This is a genomic window from Acidimicrobiales bacterium (assembly GCA_035536915.1).
Lineage (GTDB): Bacteria > Actinomycetota > Acidimicrobiia > Acidimicrobiales > JAHWLA01 > JAHWLA01.
The window spans coordinates 1-16,338 of sequence record DATLNE010000006.1 but is presented as its reverse complement, the minus strand read 5'-3'; the positions used below and the strand labels follow the sequence as shown (position 1 = coordinate 16,338).

The following is a 16,338-nucleotide window of genomic DNA, read 5'->3' as shown; positions in this document are numbered from 1 at the left end:
TGCTGCATCGGAATCTTCGTCCCTTCTCCCGCCCGGAACCCGGGCGACTCTCTCCAGAGACTGGTATCGGCGGAATCCCGAAAAAGCTTGAATCAACGGGTGGCGAGGAAGATGGCGACGGTCGCCGTGTTGAAGGCGATGTGGGCGACGACGGCGGGACCGAGGCGGCCGGAGCGGTAGGCCAGCACGCCCAGCACCACGCCGAAGGCGACGAGGCCGGGCAGCGCCGCGGGGTCGTAGTGGGTGAGCCCGAAGACGACGGCGGCCACGGCGATGCCCACGGCAGGGCCGAGGCGGCGCACGAGCGAGCGCTGCAGGAGGCCGCGGAAGAACAGTTCCTCCACCAGCGGGGCACCGACGGTGAGGGCGAGGACCATGAAGACGACGCCCACGCCGCGGGCCCGGTCGAACAGTTCCTCGGCGTTCTCGCCGGGGTCGGCGAATGTGTCGGGCAGGAGCAGGCGCAGCGGGATGTAGAGGAGGGGCATGAGGACGAACTGCGAGCCCACCCCGGCGGCGACGCCGATGCCCACGTCGTTGGCTTCGAAGGACGCCCCGTAGTCGGTGGCGAGGCTGCCCGAACCTTTGGCGCGGGCGATGAGGAAGGGCAGGCCGACGAAGCCGCCCCACAGGCCGACGAGGCCGGCCATGGCCACGCCATAGCTGCCTTCGTCAGCGCCGGATGCCGCGAACCACAGGCCGCCGGTGAGGGTGGAGAGGAGGGTCGCCCCCAGGAGGGTCAGGAGGGCGTCGGGGATGCCCCAGCGGGGTTGCGCCTGCGGTGTCGGTTCCTCGTCGGTCACGCGTCGTCGGCCGGGAGGGTCTTGCCGACGTAGCGGCTGCGCACCTTGTCGCCCTCGCGCCAGGTGGCGTACCAGTAGGGACCGTGGGGGCAGCGGCTGCAGTTCGGCTTGCCGCAGCGCACGTTCTGCTGCCGATAGCTGACCCGCGGGCCGTCGTCGGTGAACGCGGGGCCGTCGGAGGCCATGGCGTGCAGCCTGCCTCGGGCCAGGATCACCAGGCGGCGCAGTTCGTGCTCGTCGAGGCTGCGCACGAGGTCGGCGGCGCGGCGGTCGAGGGGCACGGCGAGAGGCTAGCGCCGGCCGCCGGAACGGCTGAGGCTCAGACGGCGATCTGCGGGCGCAGTTGGATGATGGGGGTGCGCTCGTCGACCAGCGCCCAGCCCATGGGCACGCGCAGGTTGTCGGAGTGCGTGCTGCACAGGCCCCAGGCCGCGGTGGGATCGGGCTCTTCGCCCGGGCTGTGGAGCCACACGGTGCGGCTCGCGTAGCCGTAAGTCATGATCGCCGACGCCGGATCACCGCAACCGGGCCGGGCGCAATGGCGAGTGCGGTCCATAGGCGGCCACGGTACCCAGGCGTGCGCCACAAGTGGTGGATTGCCGTCTTGTGCAACAGCGCGTCGCCCAAGGCGGTGTTGTGATTTTCAGTCCGCCCCCGGGGTCTTACTTGTCACACCCGGGGCATAGCATGGGTTCTATGAGCCGTCAGCCCTCCGATTTTCGACCGGAACGCCCCGAGCGTCCTCGGGTGCCCGGTCAACCCGGCCAGGAGCAGAACTGGCGGTGGGCCATGATCGCCCTGTTCGTGCTGGTCGTCGGCGTCTTGGTGCTGCCCTCGCTGTTCAACCCCAAGCCCCGCAGCGAGATGACCTACAACGAGCTCATCCGCACGGCAGGCGAGGGGCGGGTGGCCAAGGCCACGGTCAACAACGACAGCGGGCGCATCACCGGCGAACTTCGTGACGGCACCCGCTTCGCCGTGAACGGGCCGGTCCCGCTGCCCGACGGGGTCGAGGTGGTGCTGCGGGAGAAGGTCGACAAGCTCGAGTTCGAGCGCACCACACCGTCGATCCTGGGGGCGCTGCTCCCCTACCTGCTGCCCATCGGCCTACTCATCGGGTTCTGGGTGTGGATGAGCCGGCGGGCGCAGGGCCAGATGAGTGGCCTCATGTCGATCGGGCGATCGAAGGCCAAGGTGTACACGACGGAGCGGCCCAAGACGACGTTCAACGACGTGGCGGGCTACGACGGGGTGAAGCAGGAGATCCGCGAGGTCGTCGACTTCCTGAAGTCGCCCGGGCGCTTCAAGGAGATCGGCGCCCGCATCCCCAAGGGCGTGCTGCTGGTCGGCCCGCCGGGCACGGGCAAGACCCTGCTGGCCCGGGCGGTGGCAGGCGAGGCGGGCGTGCCGTTCATGTCGGTCACCGGCTCCGACTTCATGGAGATGTTCGTGGGCGTGGGCGCGTCGCGGGTGCGCGACCTGTTCCAGACCGCCCGTAAGCAGGCGCCCGCCATCATCTTCGTCGACGAGATCGACTCCATCGGGCGCAAGCGGGGCGCCGGCTTGGGCGGCGGCCACGACGAGCGGGAGCAGACGCTCAACCAGATGCTCTCGGAGATGGACGGCTTCGAGACCACCGAAGGCATCGTGATGATGGCGGCCACCAACCGGCCCGACATCCTCGACCCTGCGTTGCTGCGGCCCGGGCGCTTCGACCGCCAGATCGTGGTGCCGTTGCCCGACCTGGAGGAACGGCTGCCGATCCTGCGGGTGCACTGCCGCGACAAGCGCATCGGCCCTGACGTCGACCTCACACTGGTGGCCCGGGGCACGCCGGGCATGAGCGGAGCCGACCTGGCCAACCTGGTGAACGAGGCCGCCCTGCACGCGGTGCGGCGGGGTTCCGACGCCGTGCACATGGAGGACTTCGAGGCCGCCCGCGACCGGGTAATCATGGGGCAGCGGCGCGAGTCGCTGGCCCTGTCGGAGGGCGAGAAGGAGCGGGTCGCCTACCACGAGGGCGGCCACGCCGTGCTGGCCTACGTGCTGCCCAACGCCGATCCTGTGCACAAGGTCACGATCCTGCCCACGGGCATGGCACTGGGCGTCACCCAGCAGTTGCCCATGGAGGAGCGCCACATCTATCCCCGGGAGTACATCGAGGACTCGTTGGCGGTGCGCATGGGCGGCCGGGTGGCCGAGCTCATCATCTACGGCACGTTGTCGACCGGCGCCAACAACGACTTAGTGGGCAACACCGAGCTGGCCCGCAAGATGGTGCGGGAGTGGGGCATGTCCGACCGCATCGGGCCGATGGCGTGGGGCGCGGCGGGCATGGTGTTCCTGGGCGAGGACCTCATGCACTCGCGCGACTACTCCGACGTGACCCAGCACGCCATCGACGAAGAGGTCGAGCACATCCTGCGGGCGCAGGAGGAGCGGGCCATGGTCGAGCTGCGCAAGCACCGCAAGGGGTTGGAGGCGGTGGCGCGGGCACTGTTGGAGCACGAGACCATCGACGGGGCCGAGGTGGGGCGCTTGGTCGACGACGCCTTCGGCCGGCCCGTGCACCCCAACGGCAACAAGGGCAGCGAGGTGCCGACATTCGCCACCGGCCCGGTGGCCGACGACACCACGGTCATCGAGCCACACCGGTAGTCCTTAGCCGTTGCGCCCGCTCAGCGGGCGTTGGGGCTCACTGCAGCTCGGGCGGGCGGCCGAGGTCGGGCTCGGGGCTGGAGCCGGGGTTGCGGGCTTCGGCCACGGCGGCCCACAGGTCGGTAGCCGTTGGCGTGCCGACGAACGAGGCCTGCACCACGCCGTCGGGGTCGACGGCCAGGATGGCGGGCACCACCTCGACGGCGTAGCGCTGGTGCAGGTCCTTGCGCTCTTGGTAAGGCACCGCCTGGAAGGCGACCTCGGGGCTCTCCAGGGCCGACGCCTTCTCCACCGCTTTGGCGCACGACTCGCACGTCGTGGAGGTGAAGACCACCACCAGCCACGGCCGGTCGGCGCCGTCGAAGTCGGCTCGATCAAGCTGGGTGGGCACCTGCCAGCGGCCCTGCGTCGGCGGCTCGGGGCGGCGCCGTTGCAGGACCTGGGCCACCACGACGGCGGCCACGACGAGGGCGGCGACGAGGAGCAGGCGGTCCATGGCGAGCGCCCACTCTGTCAGCCCCGGCCCCAGATGAGCTACAAACTGCCGGATGGACGACGAGACGACCGAGGGCGACGAGCAGCCGGCGGCCGTCGGGCCCGCAGCGCCGCTGGCACCGTTGGCCCCCGCCGAGCCGGTGACGGCCGCACCGCCTGCAGCAGCGCCGGCGGCCGCGGCCGCCCAGGTGTCGAACGTGCCCATGTGGGTGCTCGGCCTCGTCATCATGATCGACCAGGTCGACCAGAACATCGTCCGGGGCGTGGTCACGCCGCTCAAGGAGGAGTTCGGCGTCGGTGACGCGGCCATCGGCCTGCTGCTGTCGGCCTTCGTGTTGGTGAACGGCCTCATCACCGTCCCTGCCGGCTACCTGGCCGACCGCTGGAACCGCACCCGCACCATCGGCCACACCGTGGTGGGCTGGTCGGGCATCACCGCCCTCACCGCGGCGGCCCCCAACTTCGCCAGCTTGGTGGCCATCCGCGGCGCCTTGGGCTTCGGCCAGGCCATCACCGAGCCCTCGTGCGCCAGCCTGCTGGCCGACTACTACCCCGCTGAGAAACGGGGGCTGGCGTTCTCCGTCCAGCAGGTGCTGCTCTTCGTCGGCTTCGGCCTCGGCGTCGGCTTGGGCGGGGTGGTGGGCGCCACCCTCGGCTGGCGGTGGGCCTTCGTCATCGTGGGTTCACCCGGCGTGCTCATCGCCTTCGCCGTCTACCGGCTCCGCGAGCCTCGCCGGGGCCACGCCGACCGCCTGCACCTCGGCCTGGCCTCGGCCGACGAGGACGGCGAAGACGAGAAGGTCCCGCTGTTCGAGGACGGCTTCGGCACGTTCATGCGCAAGCTGGTCGAGGGCCTGCGGGCCGACGCCCGCACCATCCTGGCCATCCCCACCATGCGCTACGCCCTCGTCGGCGTGTCGGCCCTGCTGTTCACGGTGACCGCATTGGGCGCCGCCCTGCCCCAGTTCTACGAGCGCGAGCTCGACATCGAAAAGGGGCTGGCCGAAGTCCTCGTGGGGGCGCTGGTGATCATGGGCGGCGCACCCGGCGTCATCCTCGGCGGACGAGTGGCCGACCGCTACGCCACCCGCATCCGCGGCGCCCGCATGGCCATCCCCGCCTACTGCATCCTCGTCGGCATGAGCTTGTTCACCCTGTCGTGGCTGCACCTGCCCACGCCCGCGGTGTTCACCCTCCAGGTGCTCGGCTTCTTCGTGGTCGCCCTCGCCGTGCCCGCCCTGCGCGCCGGCCTGTCGGACGCCGTGCCCGCCAACCTGCGGGGCGCCGGGTTCGGTTTCTTCAACCTGGCGTCGGTGGTCTTCGGCCAAGCCGCCGCGCCCCTCGTCGTGTTCGCCCTGTCGGGCGCCTTCGACGACAACCTGCGCACGGCGTTCCTCATCGTCACGCCGCCCGTCTACCTCGGCGGCCTCATGCTGCTGCGTGCCCGCGACCACCTCGACGCCGACGCCGCCAAGATCTTCGAAGCCATCCTCAAGGCCATGCAGGAACAGCAGGCCGAACAGGCTCGGGAGCGCGACCGGGACCGTTAGTCGAGCGGGATGCCCATGGCGTCGGCGATGCCGGGGCCGCCCACGGTGAATACGTCGCGTTGCACGACGACCCGCTCCGACGACCGCACCACCAACGGCAGCGCGGGCCGCTGCACGTGCTCGTTGAGCCGGAAGCCCTGGCGCCGGCCCGGGGCGATGATGACGCCCTGCAACCCCTCGACCGGCAGCATGCGCCCGTCCGCCAACGCCGTGATCGACACCGTCGTCTCCCGGTCGCTCGGGTTGAACACGATGATCCACTCGTCCGACGTCGGCGTGGCCGCCCCGTAGGCGAACGCCCACACCCGCGCCGTCCGGGTGGCGCCCAGCAGGCCGCTGCGTCCGCTCCGGGGCGCGGGCGCGGCCGCCGCCACCGACCGTTCCGCCACCACCGGCACGTTGTTCACCGACCGCACGACGACGGCGCGCCCCACGTTCTTGGGCAGCCGCTCCTCCGCGTGGGCTGTGACGCTGACGCGGCCGTGGGGCGGCACCGTCAGCTCGAACGGCTCGGCCGCGCCTTCGTCGAGCGTGACCTCCACGTCGACCAGCGCCTCGGCGTCGGTGGGATTGAACACGGCGTACTCCTCGACGATGCCGTCGGTGTAGTAGCCGTCGGGGAAGTACCACTCCAAGGCGGGAGCCGACGCCCCGAGCCGCAGCGCCACGCCGGCCTGGCCGGGCGCGGTGCGGTTGAGCAGTTGGTCGGCCACCAGCCGCCCGCTTCGCAACCGCACCTCGGTCGCCACTGTGTCGCGGCGGCGCACGTGCTCACCGATGTCGCGCACCACCACTCGACCGGCGGGCACCACGATCCCCTGGAAGTCGGCCGGCGCCGCCCGTCCCTCGTTGGTGGCGAACGACAGGTCGGCGATGGCGTCTTCGGGGAACGGGTTGTAGAGGGCCAGCAGCAGCTGCGCATCGCGAGCGGTGGCGCCGTCGGCGAAGAACCACGACGTCGACGCCCGCGACGCACACGGGGCCACCGAGCGTCCGGCCGCCGAGGCGACCCAGTGCTCCACCACCACTTGGCCGCTGTCGAGGTCGACGGTGGCGGCGACGTAGGCAGGGGCCATCGACTGGCCGTATTCGAGGGTCACCGCGGCCGATGCCTTCACGGTGATGGGCACGGACGCTGTCGCCCCTTGGTCGGAAACGATGCTGACCGTGCCCGTCACGTCGCGGTCGGTGGGGTTGGCCACCGTGAGGCCACCGTTGTAGGGGCTGGCCGGGTTGGATGCGCCGCCCGCGCAGTACCAGGTCGACGACAGCGCAGACGCGCCCGCCGCGGTGGGCGTCCCCGACGCCGACACCTCCGACACCGGTTCGGGTGCAGGCCGGTCGACCAAGCGGTCGACGACGATGCCCGCCGCCACCAGCGCCACGATGAGGCCGATGACGGGGAAACGCCTCATGCCGTCCTGCCTTCCAAGTGAGCCGCCTTGCGACCCCGCCGGGGCCGCCGCGCCCACAAGGCCCGTACGGCAACCACCCACAAGGCCACCTGGATGGCCACCGCCGCCCACCGCAGCGGCGAGGTGCGGTACCGCAACGTCGCCGAGCCGCCTTCGTCGACGGTGAAGGCGTTAGCCCAGCCGAACGCCGTGCGTCGCTCGGCGCGCTCGCCGCGCACTCGCAACTCCCAACGCGACGACGACCCCGCCGACAGGTACACCTCGGACCCAGCGGGCACGTCACCTTGGAAACGCGTCTCCGACCGGCGCCGCTCGAGGACGGGCGTCGACCCGGCGAAGTCGGCGGTGCGCAGCGAGTCGGCGTCGCGCGAGCGGCTGGCATCCACGGCGGCGTTGCCCAGCGCGGCCCGGGCGGGCAACCACGACGCGTTCTCGTATAGCCGGATCGACTCGTCGCTCTCCATCTGGCGCAGGTCGACCTGGGCGTCGAGGGCGGCGACCAAGCCCGGCGCGGGCGGCAGGTCGCGGGTACGACGGTCGACGGGCGATGCCTTCGACGGCACCACCACGTAGCGCACCGCGGTGGGCGCCAACAGGTGGCCGACCTTGGTGGTGTCGCCGTCGAGGGCGAGGTCGAGGGCGTCGGCCACCAACGCCGTCGAGCCCGGCGAGGCCGTCGGCCATCGATCGGTCAACGAAGGGGCGCCGCTCTGGGAGACGGCGTACGCCGCGCCCTCCCGCAGTTCCCACCCTGCCAATGGCAGCGCCTCGGGGTCGCCCAGCCACAGCACCCGGAAGTCGCCCTCGCCCCGCTGGTCGGCCATCCACGACAACAAGCCCGCGTAGTCGTTGCCCGCTTGGTGCCACCGGCCGTCGACCGCCGCCCCCATGATCGGCAGCCCGCCCGCCAGCACGGCGCCCGCCGCCACCAGCGACGCCGCCTGGCGCCACCCGAACCGGTACCGGGGCAGGTCGATCTCGAAGGCGGCCACGCCCAGGGCGGTGCTCAGCGCCAATGCCAGCGCAGCGGGCACGAGCAAGGCATGCGCCCCCGGCAACGGCACCGGGATCCAGTCGCGGCCCGCCGCCCACGTCACCCCCCAGCACACGACGGCGACCAGCCAGGCCCGGGCCGCCCACCGCAGCCGCCACTCCCGGCCGATCAACAAGGGGAGGAAAGCCGACACCAGGAAGGCCCACCCCAACGGGGCGGCGCCCAGCGGCCCGGTCTCGAAGCGCAACAGGTCGCCGAACCCGGCGGCGCGCGCTGCGGGTGGGTCGACGCCGGCAAAGGCGGCCCACTGCGAGCCCGGCAGCACGAAGTCGAGCGACCACGGGAACAACAAGGCGGCCGCCAGCCCCGAGGCTGCGAGGGTCAGCCCGACGGTGCGCACGGCGCCGCCCACGCCGCCACCCACCACGCATGCGACCACGAGGGCGAGGCAGAACAACAACACCACCAGCGGCGCCGCCGGGAACAGCGCAGTGAGCAGGGCGAGCATGACGCCGAGGGGCAGGATCTCCCGGCGCAGGTCGCCCCCGCCGAAGGGCTCGATGCCCGCCACCCGCAACAGGCGCACGACGATCCACGGCAGCGCGCCGTAGACGAGCAACCCGCTCCACTGGCCGCGCGCCAGCGCGTTGTACGGCAGCGGCACGGCCGCGTAGACGAGCACGGCAGCCAGCCGCGCCCGGCGGACGCCGAGCGGCTTGGTCAACACGTAGGCGCCCACCAAGCCCAGGGGCAGCATCCCCACGGTGAGCAGCTTCTGCAGCAGCCCCATGCCGCCCAGCAGCACCGAACCCGCCAGCCCGAGGAAGGCGAACGCAGGCGGCGCGGGCGAGGCCGACCCCAGCCCGGCCGAGCGCCACTCGGAGAGGAAGGCCCGCAACAACGGCCACGGGTTCTCGGGGAAAGCGGTGAACTCCCCCACCTGTGACATGCGTCCGCTGAGCAGCTCGCGGCTGCCGATGAGCACGGCGAGGGTCGCGGTCGTGAGCAGGATGATCGGCACCCGCTCGGCCGCCCACGTGCGCCCGGCCGACGGCAGCACCGGGCCGCGTTTGCCCAGTCGGCCGTCGGCCGCCAACTGCCCGCGGACGAAGGCGTTCATGCGGGCGCTGCCGCGGGCCTGCAGGCGCCGCACCTCGCCGTCGGACAGCAGCCGCGACCGCTTCACCTCGCGGCGAGCCGTCCGCAGCTGGCGACGCGAGGTGCGGGAGAAGTTCCACGCCCAGGCGCCCACGATGTCGCGCGAGGTGGCCCGTCGTCCGGTGAGCAGGCCGTAGACCGCCTCGACGGTGGCCAGCAGCGCGGCCTGCGGCAGTACGCGAAGCAGGTGAAAGGCGCTGTAGTTCTTGAGCACGGCCCGCAAGCGGTGGCGCAGTTGCAAGGGGCGCACCCGGCGGCGCAAGGCCTCCAAGTCGCCGCCGTCGCGGCGCCCGCTCGACATCGCCTCCAGGTGCCGCACCCGCGCCCCGGGCGCCACAATCACCCGGGCCCCTGCGATCTGCGCTCGCCACGACAGGTCGAGGTCCTCGCCGTAGAGCCGCATGACCTCGTCGAACCCGCCGAGGCTGGCGAAGAGGTCGGCCCGCACCAGCGTGCAGCCGCCGGGCGCCACGAACACGTCGCGCACGGCGTCGTGCTGTTCCTGGTCGAGCTCGCCCGGCTCCACCGGCAGCGACGGGGCGCCGCTCTTGTCGATGCTGGCGCCCACCTGCAGCAGGCGTTCCGGGGCGTCCCAGGCCACGAACTTGGGGGCCACCACGCCGGCGTTGGAGCGGTAGGCCTCCTCCACCAGCAGCCGCACGGCATCGGGGTCGGGGGCCACGTCGTCGTGGCAGAACAGGAAGTGCGATGCGCCCTCCACCACGTGGAGCACCTCGTTGGCCGCCCCGGCGAAGCCCCGGCTCTCGGGCAGCCGCCGCACATAGGCGTTAGGGAGCACGGCCGCCACCCGGGCGGTGGGGTCTTGAGCGCTACCGTCGTCGACCACCAACACCGACAGGTTGGGGTAGTCCTGGGCGCCGACGGCGGCCAGTGCCTCCTCCAACCACGGCCCCGCGTCGGAGGTGACGACGACGGCGACGACCGGGGGCGCCACCGCCTGGGGCTCGGTGCTCATCAGGGAGGCGAGGGTAGTCGGACCCCTGCGACACCCGTCGAACAAAGTGCTTGCAACTGTTAGCAGTTACCGCTATTGTAGCTAGCAGACAGGACGACCCCTGAGGAGAACCCCCGCAATGGCAGATGTGACCCAGACCCTGAAGGACGCGGCCTACGTCGCCGTCGGCTTCGGCGTCATCGGCTTCCAGAAGGCGCAAGTGCGCCGCCAGGAGCTGCGCAAGGACCTCGCCGGCCGCCAGCAGGAGCTCAACGCCCAGGTCGAGGAGTACGGCGCCAAGCTGCGCGACCTCGCAGGCCGCGTGGAGCCCGTGGTCACCGACCTCCAGCAGCGCATCGAGCCGATGCTCGACGAGCTCGAAGGCCGGCTCCCCGAGCAGGCCAAGGGCTTCGTGCAGCAGGCCCGTCAGGCGGCCAAGGCCGCCCTGGGCAGCACCGCACCCGCAGCCGTCTAGTTCCCAGTTCCCCCCACACACGAGGCCGCCCTCCCCCCGGGCGGCCTCGTGTCGCGTTCAGGCTTCGGCCAAGACGTCGGCCAGCGTCTGTTCGATCGGGATCTCGGGCTGCCAGCCCGTCAACGCGTGCAGGCGCGACGCGTCCCCCCGCATGACCGGGACGTCGACCGGCCGCACCAATTCGGGGTCGGCCTCCAGTCGCAGCGTGACGCCTGCGATCGTGGTCATCTGCTCGACCAGGTCGGCCACCATGACGTCTCGGCCCGAGCACACGTTGTAGGCCTCGCCGGGCTCGCCCCGCTCGACCAGCAGCCGGTAGGCGCGCACCACGTCGCGCACGTCGGTGAAGTCGCGCCGGGGCGTGAGGTTGCCCACGGCCAACGTGGTGGCGCCGGTACGAGCGGCTTCGGCGATGCGCTTGGCCAGCGCGGCCACGACGAACCCCGGCGACTGGCCCGGCCCTACATGGTTGAACGGCCGCGCCCGCACCACGGGCACGCCGCTGCCCAGGAACGCCTGCAGGCCGAGGTACTCGGCCGCCACCTTGCTCGCCGCGTACGGCGTGACGGGACGCAGCGGCGCATCCTCGGTCACGGCGTCGGCGCCCACCGCGCCGTAGACCTCGGCTGAGCTCACCAGCAGCACGCGCGGGGGCGCGTCGAGGGCGCGAGCGGCTTCGAGCACGGCGAGGGTGCCGCCCGCATTGACCGCCAACGCCGCGTCGGGGCGCTTCCACGACTCGGCCACGGATGCCAGTCCGGCCAAGTGGTACACCGCGTCGGGTCGGGCATCGGCCATGTACTCGGCCACCGCGGGCAGGTCGGTGACGTCGAGATCCTCGGCGTCGGGTGCGACTACCTCGTCGCCTTCGGCCTCCAGGTGGGCGCGCAACCATCGCCCCACGAAGCCGTGCCCTCCGGTGACGAACGCGCGCACGGCGGCGAACGCTACAAGAGCGTCCGGTAGGCCTCGACGTGGCCTTCGGCGCTGGCCGCCCACGTGTGGCGCGCCGCGATCTCCAGGCCGCGTCGGCGGCGGGCGTCGAGGCCGACGTCGCCGCGCACGAGCATGTCGAGCGCGCCTGCCAACCCGTCGAGGTCACCGGGCTCGACCAGCAGGGCGGCAGCGCCCGCCACCTCCTCCATGGCCGTGCCGCTGGTCGTCACCAACGGCGCCCCGCACGCCAGCGCTTCCAGTGCGGGCAGGCCGAAGCCCTCCTCCAACGCCGGGTAGGCCACGGCCGTCGCGTGGCGCAGCAGGGCGGGCACGGCGTCGTCGCTGACGTAGCCGGTGCGCACGATTCGGCCCCGGTGGCGAGCGGCCGCGATGGCTGTCTCCACCGGCGCTGTCCCCCACCCCTCGCCGCCCGCCAACACCAAGGAGACGTCGCTGTGGGCACCGGCCATGCGGTCGAAGGCCTTGACCAACGTGGGCACGTCCTTGCGGGGTTCGATGGTGCCCACGAACAGGACGTAGGGCGGCCGCACGCCGAGCTCGGCCAAGTGGGCCTCGTCGGTGTCGAGGGGCAGGGCCGTGAACCGGTCGACGTCGACGCCGTGGGGCACGACGTGCACGGGCGCCAGCGGGGAGCAACGGGCGTGGAGCAGGTCGGCGGTGGTGCAGCTCACGCACACGATGGCATCGGCGTGGCGGGCGGCCACCCGGATGGCCCGGCGGAAGAAGGGGACCTTGGTGCGCTCGTGCCATTCGGGATGGTCGAAGAAGGTGAGGTCGTGGATGGTCACGACCTTCGGGAGCGAGGACCGCTCGGGCATCGTGTAGTGCGGGCTGTGGTGGACGTCGAGGCCGAGCTTGCCGAGGATGCTCGGCAGTCGCACCTGCTCCCATGCCAACCGGGTCGGGCGGCGCGAGGGGGCTACGGGCTCGACTGCATGGCCGAACGCGGCCCAGCGCTCGTTGTCGTCGCGGCGGGCCACGAAGGTGACGGCCACGTCGGTGCGGGCCGCCAAGGCGGTGGCCAAGTCGATGGTGTAGCGGCCCGCGCCCGCGGGCTTGGGCGGCACCGCAGTGACATCGAGGGAAAGCCGCAGCACGGTCATGCCGCTGCTCCTTCCCACACGGCGACATGGGCACGCGCCGCGGCTTCCCACGTGAGTTCGGCCGCTCGCAGCAGGCCTGCGGTGACGAGCTCGGCGCGGCGGCGTTCGTCGCTCGCGGCGACCACCAGTCCCGCGGCGATCGATGCCGGGTCGTAGGGGTCGACCTCGACGACGGCACCGCCGGTGCTGGGCAACGGGCTGGCGACCACCGGCGTGCAGGCGGCCATGGCCTCGACGGCGGGCAGGCCCCAGCCTTCCAGGAGGGGGACGTAGGCCATGCACCGGGCTCCCGCGTAGACGGCCGCCAGGGTGGCAGGCGGCACGGCACCGGTGAGCACGACGCCGGGCGGCGGCTTCACCTGCTCGCCCCAGCCGGGCGGGCCGACGACGACGAGGGGCCACGGGTCGGGCAACAGGGGCCGGGCGCGAGCGAAAGCCTCCAGCAGGCGGGGCAGGTTCTTGCGGGGCTCGAGGGTGGCAACCGTCAGAAGGTAGGGGCCCTCGACACCGAGGCGGTGCAGCAGTTCGGTGGCCGCCGCGGTGTCGGCCGGGGGGAGGTGGTCGCAGCCGTACATGGGGTCGAGCACGTCGATGCGCGCCGCGGCGACATCGGCTGTCAGGGCGTCGGCCGTCGCCGTGGTGGGCACCACGAACCGAGCCCCGCGGGCGACGGCCCGACGCAGCGCCGCTTCGTGCCAGGCGCGGCCCCGCCGCGGGAAGGCGTCCGGCAGCATGCGCCACGCCAGGTCGTGCACGGCCACCACCAGCGGGGAGGCGGCGGGGGTGGCGAGGGCGGCGGCGTGCACCACGTCGTAGCCCGGCGGCGCTTTCACCAGGCCCGCGTCCCACGCCCGGGTCAGCAGCTTGCCGGGCAGGTGGGAGTCGACCACCGGCGGACCGAGGCCGTCGCCGCCCGCCAACAGCGTGAGGTCGACCTCGTCGCCCAGCCCCTGCACGAGCCCGCGCACGTACGTGCCGATGCCGCCGGGCACGGCCCGGCGCAACTGCTGGGCCACGAGCAGGACACGCACGGCGCTCACCCTGCAGCGCGCCGGTACAACGAAGCCAACCCGGCGGCGCAGTCGGCCCAGTCGAATGTGGCGGCCTGGCGGCGTCCGCGCTCGATCAACCCGCTGCGCACCACCTCGTCGGTCACCGCCCGCTCGATGGCCTCGGCCAGGGCGTCGCTGTCGCCCGGCTCGACCAAGAGGGCTCCGTCGCCCAGCACTTCGGGCAACGCCCCCGCGGTGGTGGCGACGACGGGCACGCCCACAGCCATGGCTTCCAACGGCGGGAACCCGAAGCCTTCGTAGCGCGATGGGTAGGCGTACACGGCGGCGTGGCGCAGCAACGACGACTTTGCCGCCGTGTCGACCCAGCCGATGCGATGGATGCGGTCGCTCGGGGGGAGGGGGTCGGCACCCCACCCGTCGGGGCCGGCCACCACCAGTTGCAGGCCGGGGTGGAGCTCGGCCAGCGCCGAGAAGGCACGGACCAACGACGGCAGGTCTTTGCGCGGCTCGACAGTGCCGAGGGCGAGCACGTAGGGCCCGTCGACCACGGGGGGGCCGCCTTCCTCGACCGGGGGAAGGCCGTGGTGCACGGCCACCACTCGCTCGGGATCGGCGCCGAAGGCGTCGACCACCTCGGCAGCCACGAAACGCGACGGCGTGTGCACCCATGCGCCCCGCTCGACGGCCCGGCGCACCAACGCCGGGAACCCGGCGGTGCGGGGGTTGGCCAGTTCGGGGAAGCGCAACGGCGTGAGGTCGTGCACGGTGACCACGGCGTGCGGGGCGGGCGGCACTGCGAAGTTGGTGCCGTGCACGACGTCGACGTCGCCGAGGAACCACGACGCAGGCGGCACGTCGGCCTTGTCCCAGGCCCGCAGCAGCACGTTTGCAGGCATGCGGCGGGTGTGGGCACGCACGCCGCGCGGCAACCGGGCGGGCAGGTCGGTGCGGCCGCGCAACGACAAGGCGTAGGCGGACAGGGCGAGGTCGTCGTGGCGCACGAGCGCTCGCAGCGCGCCGTCGACGAAGGTGCCCACGCCGGTGGGCTGCCCCAGCAGCGGCGTGGCATCGACGGCAACCTTGAGCATCCGAGGGAGCCTACGGGCCGGCTACGCTGCCGCCGTGCTCGTCGCCCTCGCCGGTGGCGTCGGTGCCGCCCGCATGCTGCGAGCGCTGTCGGCCGTCGTCCCGCCCTCGCAGATCACCGCCGTGGTCAACACGGCCGACGACATCGTGTTGCACGGGCTCCACGTCAGCCCCGACCTCGACACCGTCACCTACACCTTGGCGGGGGCCATCAACCCCGAGACGGGGTGGGGCCTGGTCGACGAGACGTGGAACGCCATGTCGTCCGTGGAGCGCTACGGCGGCATCAGCTGGTTCCGGCTGGGCGACCGCGACCTGGGCACCCACCTGTACCGCACGCAACGGCTCCGCGAGGGCGCCACGCTGTCGACAGTGGCGGCCGAGGTGGCGGCTGCGTGGGGCGTGGAGGTGCGGCTGTTGCCGATGTCGGACGACCGGGTCGAGACCCGCATGGTGGTCGACGAGGAGGAGATCGGCTTCCAGGACTACTTCGTGGGGCGCCGCCATTCGGTGCCCGTCGCGGCCGTGCGCTTCGCCGGCGCCGACACGGCCCGGCCCGCGCCCGGGGTCCTGGAGAGCATCGCCGCAGCCGAACGAATCGTGGTGTGCCCGTCGAACCCCATCGTGTCGATCGGCCCGGTGCTGGCGGTGCCCGGCATCGAGCACGCAGTGGCGTCGCGGCGTCACGACGTGGTGGCGGTGTCGCCCATCGTGGCGGGGGCGGCTTTGAAGGGACCGGCCGACCGGCTCCTGCGCGAGCTCGGGCACGAGCCCTCGGTGGTGGGCGTGGCCCGGTTGTACGCGCCGTTCGCCGCGACCTTGGTCATCGACACCGCGGACGCCGAGTTGGCCGACGCCGTGGAAGCCGAAGGCGTGCGCTGCGTGGTGTGCCCCACGGTCATGTCGTCGCCGGAGGCGGCCGCCGCGCTGGCTCGCCAAGTCCTGTGCTGAGCGTCCTGCCCGTGACCGGGCTGCCCGAGGTGCGGCCCGGCGACGTGCTCGCCGCCTTGATCGCCGACGCCGCCGCGCTGGAAGCGGGCGACGTGGTCGTCGTCACCCAGAAGGTGGTGTCGAAGGCGGAAGGGCGGTTGGTGCCCGTCGATCCCGACGACCCCCTGTCGCACAAGGCGCTGGTCGAGCAGGAGTCGGTGCGGGTGCTGCGGCGGCGGGGCGACCTCGTCATCAGCGAGACCTCACACGGCTTCGTGTGCGCGAACGCGGGCATCGACCTGTCGAACGTGGAGGCGGGCTACGCCGCCCTCCTGCCGCTCGACCCCGACCGCTCGGCCCGGCGCATCCGCGACGGGCTGCGGGCCCGCACGGGGCTGTCGGTCGGCGTGATCGTGTCGGACACCTTCGGGCGCACGTGGCGCAAGGGCGTCACCGATGTGGCCATCGGCTGCGCAGGGGTGGCCGCGGTGGTCGACCTGCGCGGCACGCACGATGCGCTGGGTCGCGAGCTGCAGGTCACCGAGGTGGCGGTGGCCGACGAGATCGCCGCGGCCGCAGAGTTGGTGATGGGCAAGTCGACCGGCGTCCCCGTGGCCATCGTGCGGGGCCTCGACCCGTCGTGGCTGCGCGAGGGCTCGGTGCGAGCCGAGATCGTGCGCCCCCCCGGCGAAGACCTGTTCCGTTGAGCCCGAAGTTGCGTAGGAATCGCGCCGTTTTCCGGCGCG

15 protein-coding genes are annotated in these 16,338 nt (G+C 72.5%); 5 read left to right on the top strand and 10 right to left on the bottom strand.

Annotated elements, in window-relative coordinates:
* Positions 1–92: 92 nt before the first annotated feature.
* From VM938_01755 to VM938_01745, 3 genes are read right to left on the bottom strand one after another with little or no spacing between them, the layout of a single operon-like run.
* Positions 93–803, bottom strand: a complete 711-nt coding sequence (locus VM938_01755) for a CPBP family intramembrane glutamic endopeptidase (GenBank protein HVF73747.1) — start codon at positions 801–803, stop codon at positions 93–95.
* A complete protein-coding gene (locus VM938_01750; GenBank protein ID HVF73746.1) occupies positions 800–1,084 on the bottom strand; it encodes a hypothetical protein in 285 nt (94 codons plus the stop codon). The genes VM938_01755 and VM938_01750 overlap by 4 nt, the downstream gene beginning before the upstream one ends.
* Positions 1,085–1,122: 38 nt before the next feature.
* Positions 1,123–1,359, bottom strand: coding sequence for a DUF3499 family protein (locus VM938_01745; protein HVF73745.1), 237 nt, complete (start codon positions 1,357–1,359; stop codon positions 1,123–1,125).
* 191 nt (positions 1,360–1,550) lie between these two features.
* Here VM938_01745 and ftsH point away from each other — a divergent pair, with 191 nt between their 5' ends.
* The gene (gene ftsH / locus VM938_01740) at positions 1,551–3,461 is read left to right on the top strand and encodes an ATP-dependent zinc metalloprotease FtsH (GenBank protein ID HVF73744.1); all 1,911 of its coding nucleotides are present in this window, start codon (positions 1,551–1,553) and stop codon (positions 3,459–3,461) included.
* A gap of 37 nt (positions 3,462–3,498) precedes the next feature.
* Here ftsH and VM938_01735 read toward each other — a convergent pair whose 3' ends face one another.
* Positions 3,499–3,957, bottom strand: coding sequence for a thioredoxin family protein (locus tag VM938_01735; GenBank protein ID HVF73743.1), 459 nt, complete (start codon positions 3,955–3,957; stop codon positions 3,499–3,501).
* Positions 3,958–4,009: 52 nt separating this feature from the next.
* Between VM938_01735 and VM938_01730 the strand changes: the two genes are divergently transcribed.
* The gene (locus VM938_01730) at positions 4,010–5,506 is read left to right on the top strand and encodes an MFS transporter (GenBank protein ID HVF73742.1); all 1,497 of its coding nucleotides are present in this window, start codon (positions 4,010–4,012) and stop codon (positions 5,504–5,506) included.
* On the opposite strand, the gene VM938_01725 is transcribed toward VM938_01730, so the two are convergent.
* Positions 5,503–6,921 carry a DUF5719 family protein gene (locus tag VM938_01725; GenBank protein ID HVF73741.1) on the bottom strand — a complete coding sequence of 473 codons (1,419 nt, stop codon included), beginning with the start codon at positions 6,919–6,921 and terminating at the stop codon, positions 5,503–5,505. The genes VM938_01730 and VM938_01725 overlap by 4 nt on opposite strands.
* Positions 6,918–10,049, bottom strand: coding sequence for a glycosyltransferase family 2 protein (locus VM938_01720; protein ID HVF73740.1), 3,132 nt, complete (start codon positions 10,047–10,049; stop codon positions 6,918–6,920). Before VM938_01720 ends, VM938_01725 begins: the two co-directional genes overlap by 4 nt.
* Positions 10,050–10,167: 118 nt before the next feature.
* Here VM938_01720 and VM938_01715 point away from each other — a divergent pair, with 118 nt between their 5' ends.
* Positions 10,168–10,503, top strand: a complete 336-nt coding sequence (locus VM938_01715) for a hypothetical protein (GenBank protein HVF73739.1) — start codon at positions 10,168–10,170, stop codon at positions 10,501–10,503.
* A 57-nt stretch (positions 10,504–10,560) separates the two neighbouring features.
* Here the strand turns inward: VM938_01715 and VM938_01710 are convergent, their stop codons facing one another.
* The 4 genes from VM938_01710 to VM938_01695 are packed head-to-tail and all read right to left on the bottom strand — an operon-like array spanning position 10,561 to position 14,664.
* On the bottom strand, positions 10,561–11,439 hold the full coding sequence (locus tag VM938_01710; protein ID HVF73738.1) for a GDP-mannose 4,6-dehydratase: 879 nt from the start codon (positions 11,437–11,439) through the stop codon (positions 10,561–10,563).
* A gap of 11 nt (positions 11,440–11,450) precedes the next feature.
* Positions 11,451–12,563, bottom strand: a complete 1,113-nt coding sequence (locus tag VM938_01705) for a glycosyltransferase family 1 protein (GenBank protein ID HVF73737.1) — start codon at positions 12,561–12,563, stop codon at positions 11,451–11,453.
* Positions 12,560–13,594 carry a glycosyltransferase family 1 protein gene (locus VM938_01700; GenBank protein ID HVF73736.1) on the bottom strand — a complete coding sequence of 345 codons (1,035 nt, stop codon included), beginning with the start codon at positions 13,592–13,594 and terminating at the stop codon, positions 12,560–12,562. The genes VM938_01705 and VM938_01700 overlap by 4 nt, the downstream gene beginning before the upstream one ends.
* Before the next feature lie 5 nt (positions 13,595–13,599).
* Complete coding sequence (locus VM938_01695; GenBank protein HVF73735.1) at positions 13,600–14,664, bottom strand: glycosyltransferase family 1 protein; 1,065 nt, start codon at positions 14,662–14,664, stop codon at positions 13,600–13,602.
* A 34-nt stretch (positions 14,665–14,698) separates the two neighbouring features.
* Between VM938_01695 and cofD the strand changes: the two genes are divergently transcribed.
* The gene (gene cofD, locus VM938_01690; protein HVF73734.1) at positions 14,699–15,613 is read left to right on the top strand and encodes a 2-phospho-L-lactate transferase; all 915 of its coding nucleotides are present in this window, start codon (positions 14,699–14,701) and stop codon (positions 15,611–15,613) included.
* Between the two features lie 11 nt (positions 15,614–15,624).
* Complete coding sequence (gene cofE, locus VM938_01685; GenBank protein ID HVF73733.1) at positions 15,625–16,299, top strand: coenzyme F420-0:L-glutamate ligase; 675 nt, start codon at positions 15,625–15,627, stop codon at positions 16,297–16,299.
* Positions 16,300–16,338 lie beyond the last annotated feature (39 nt).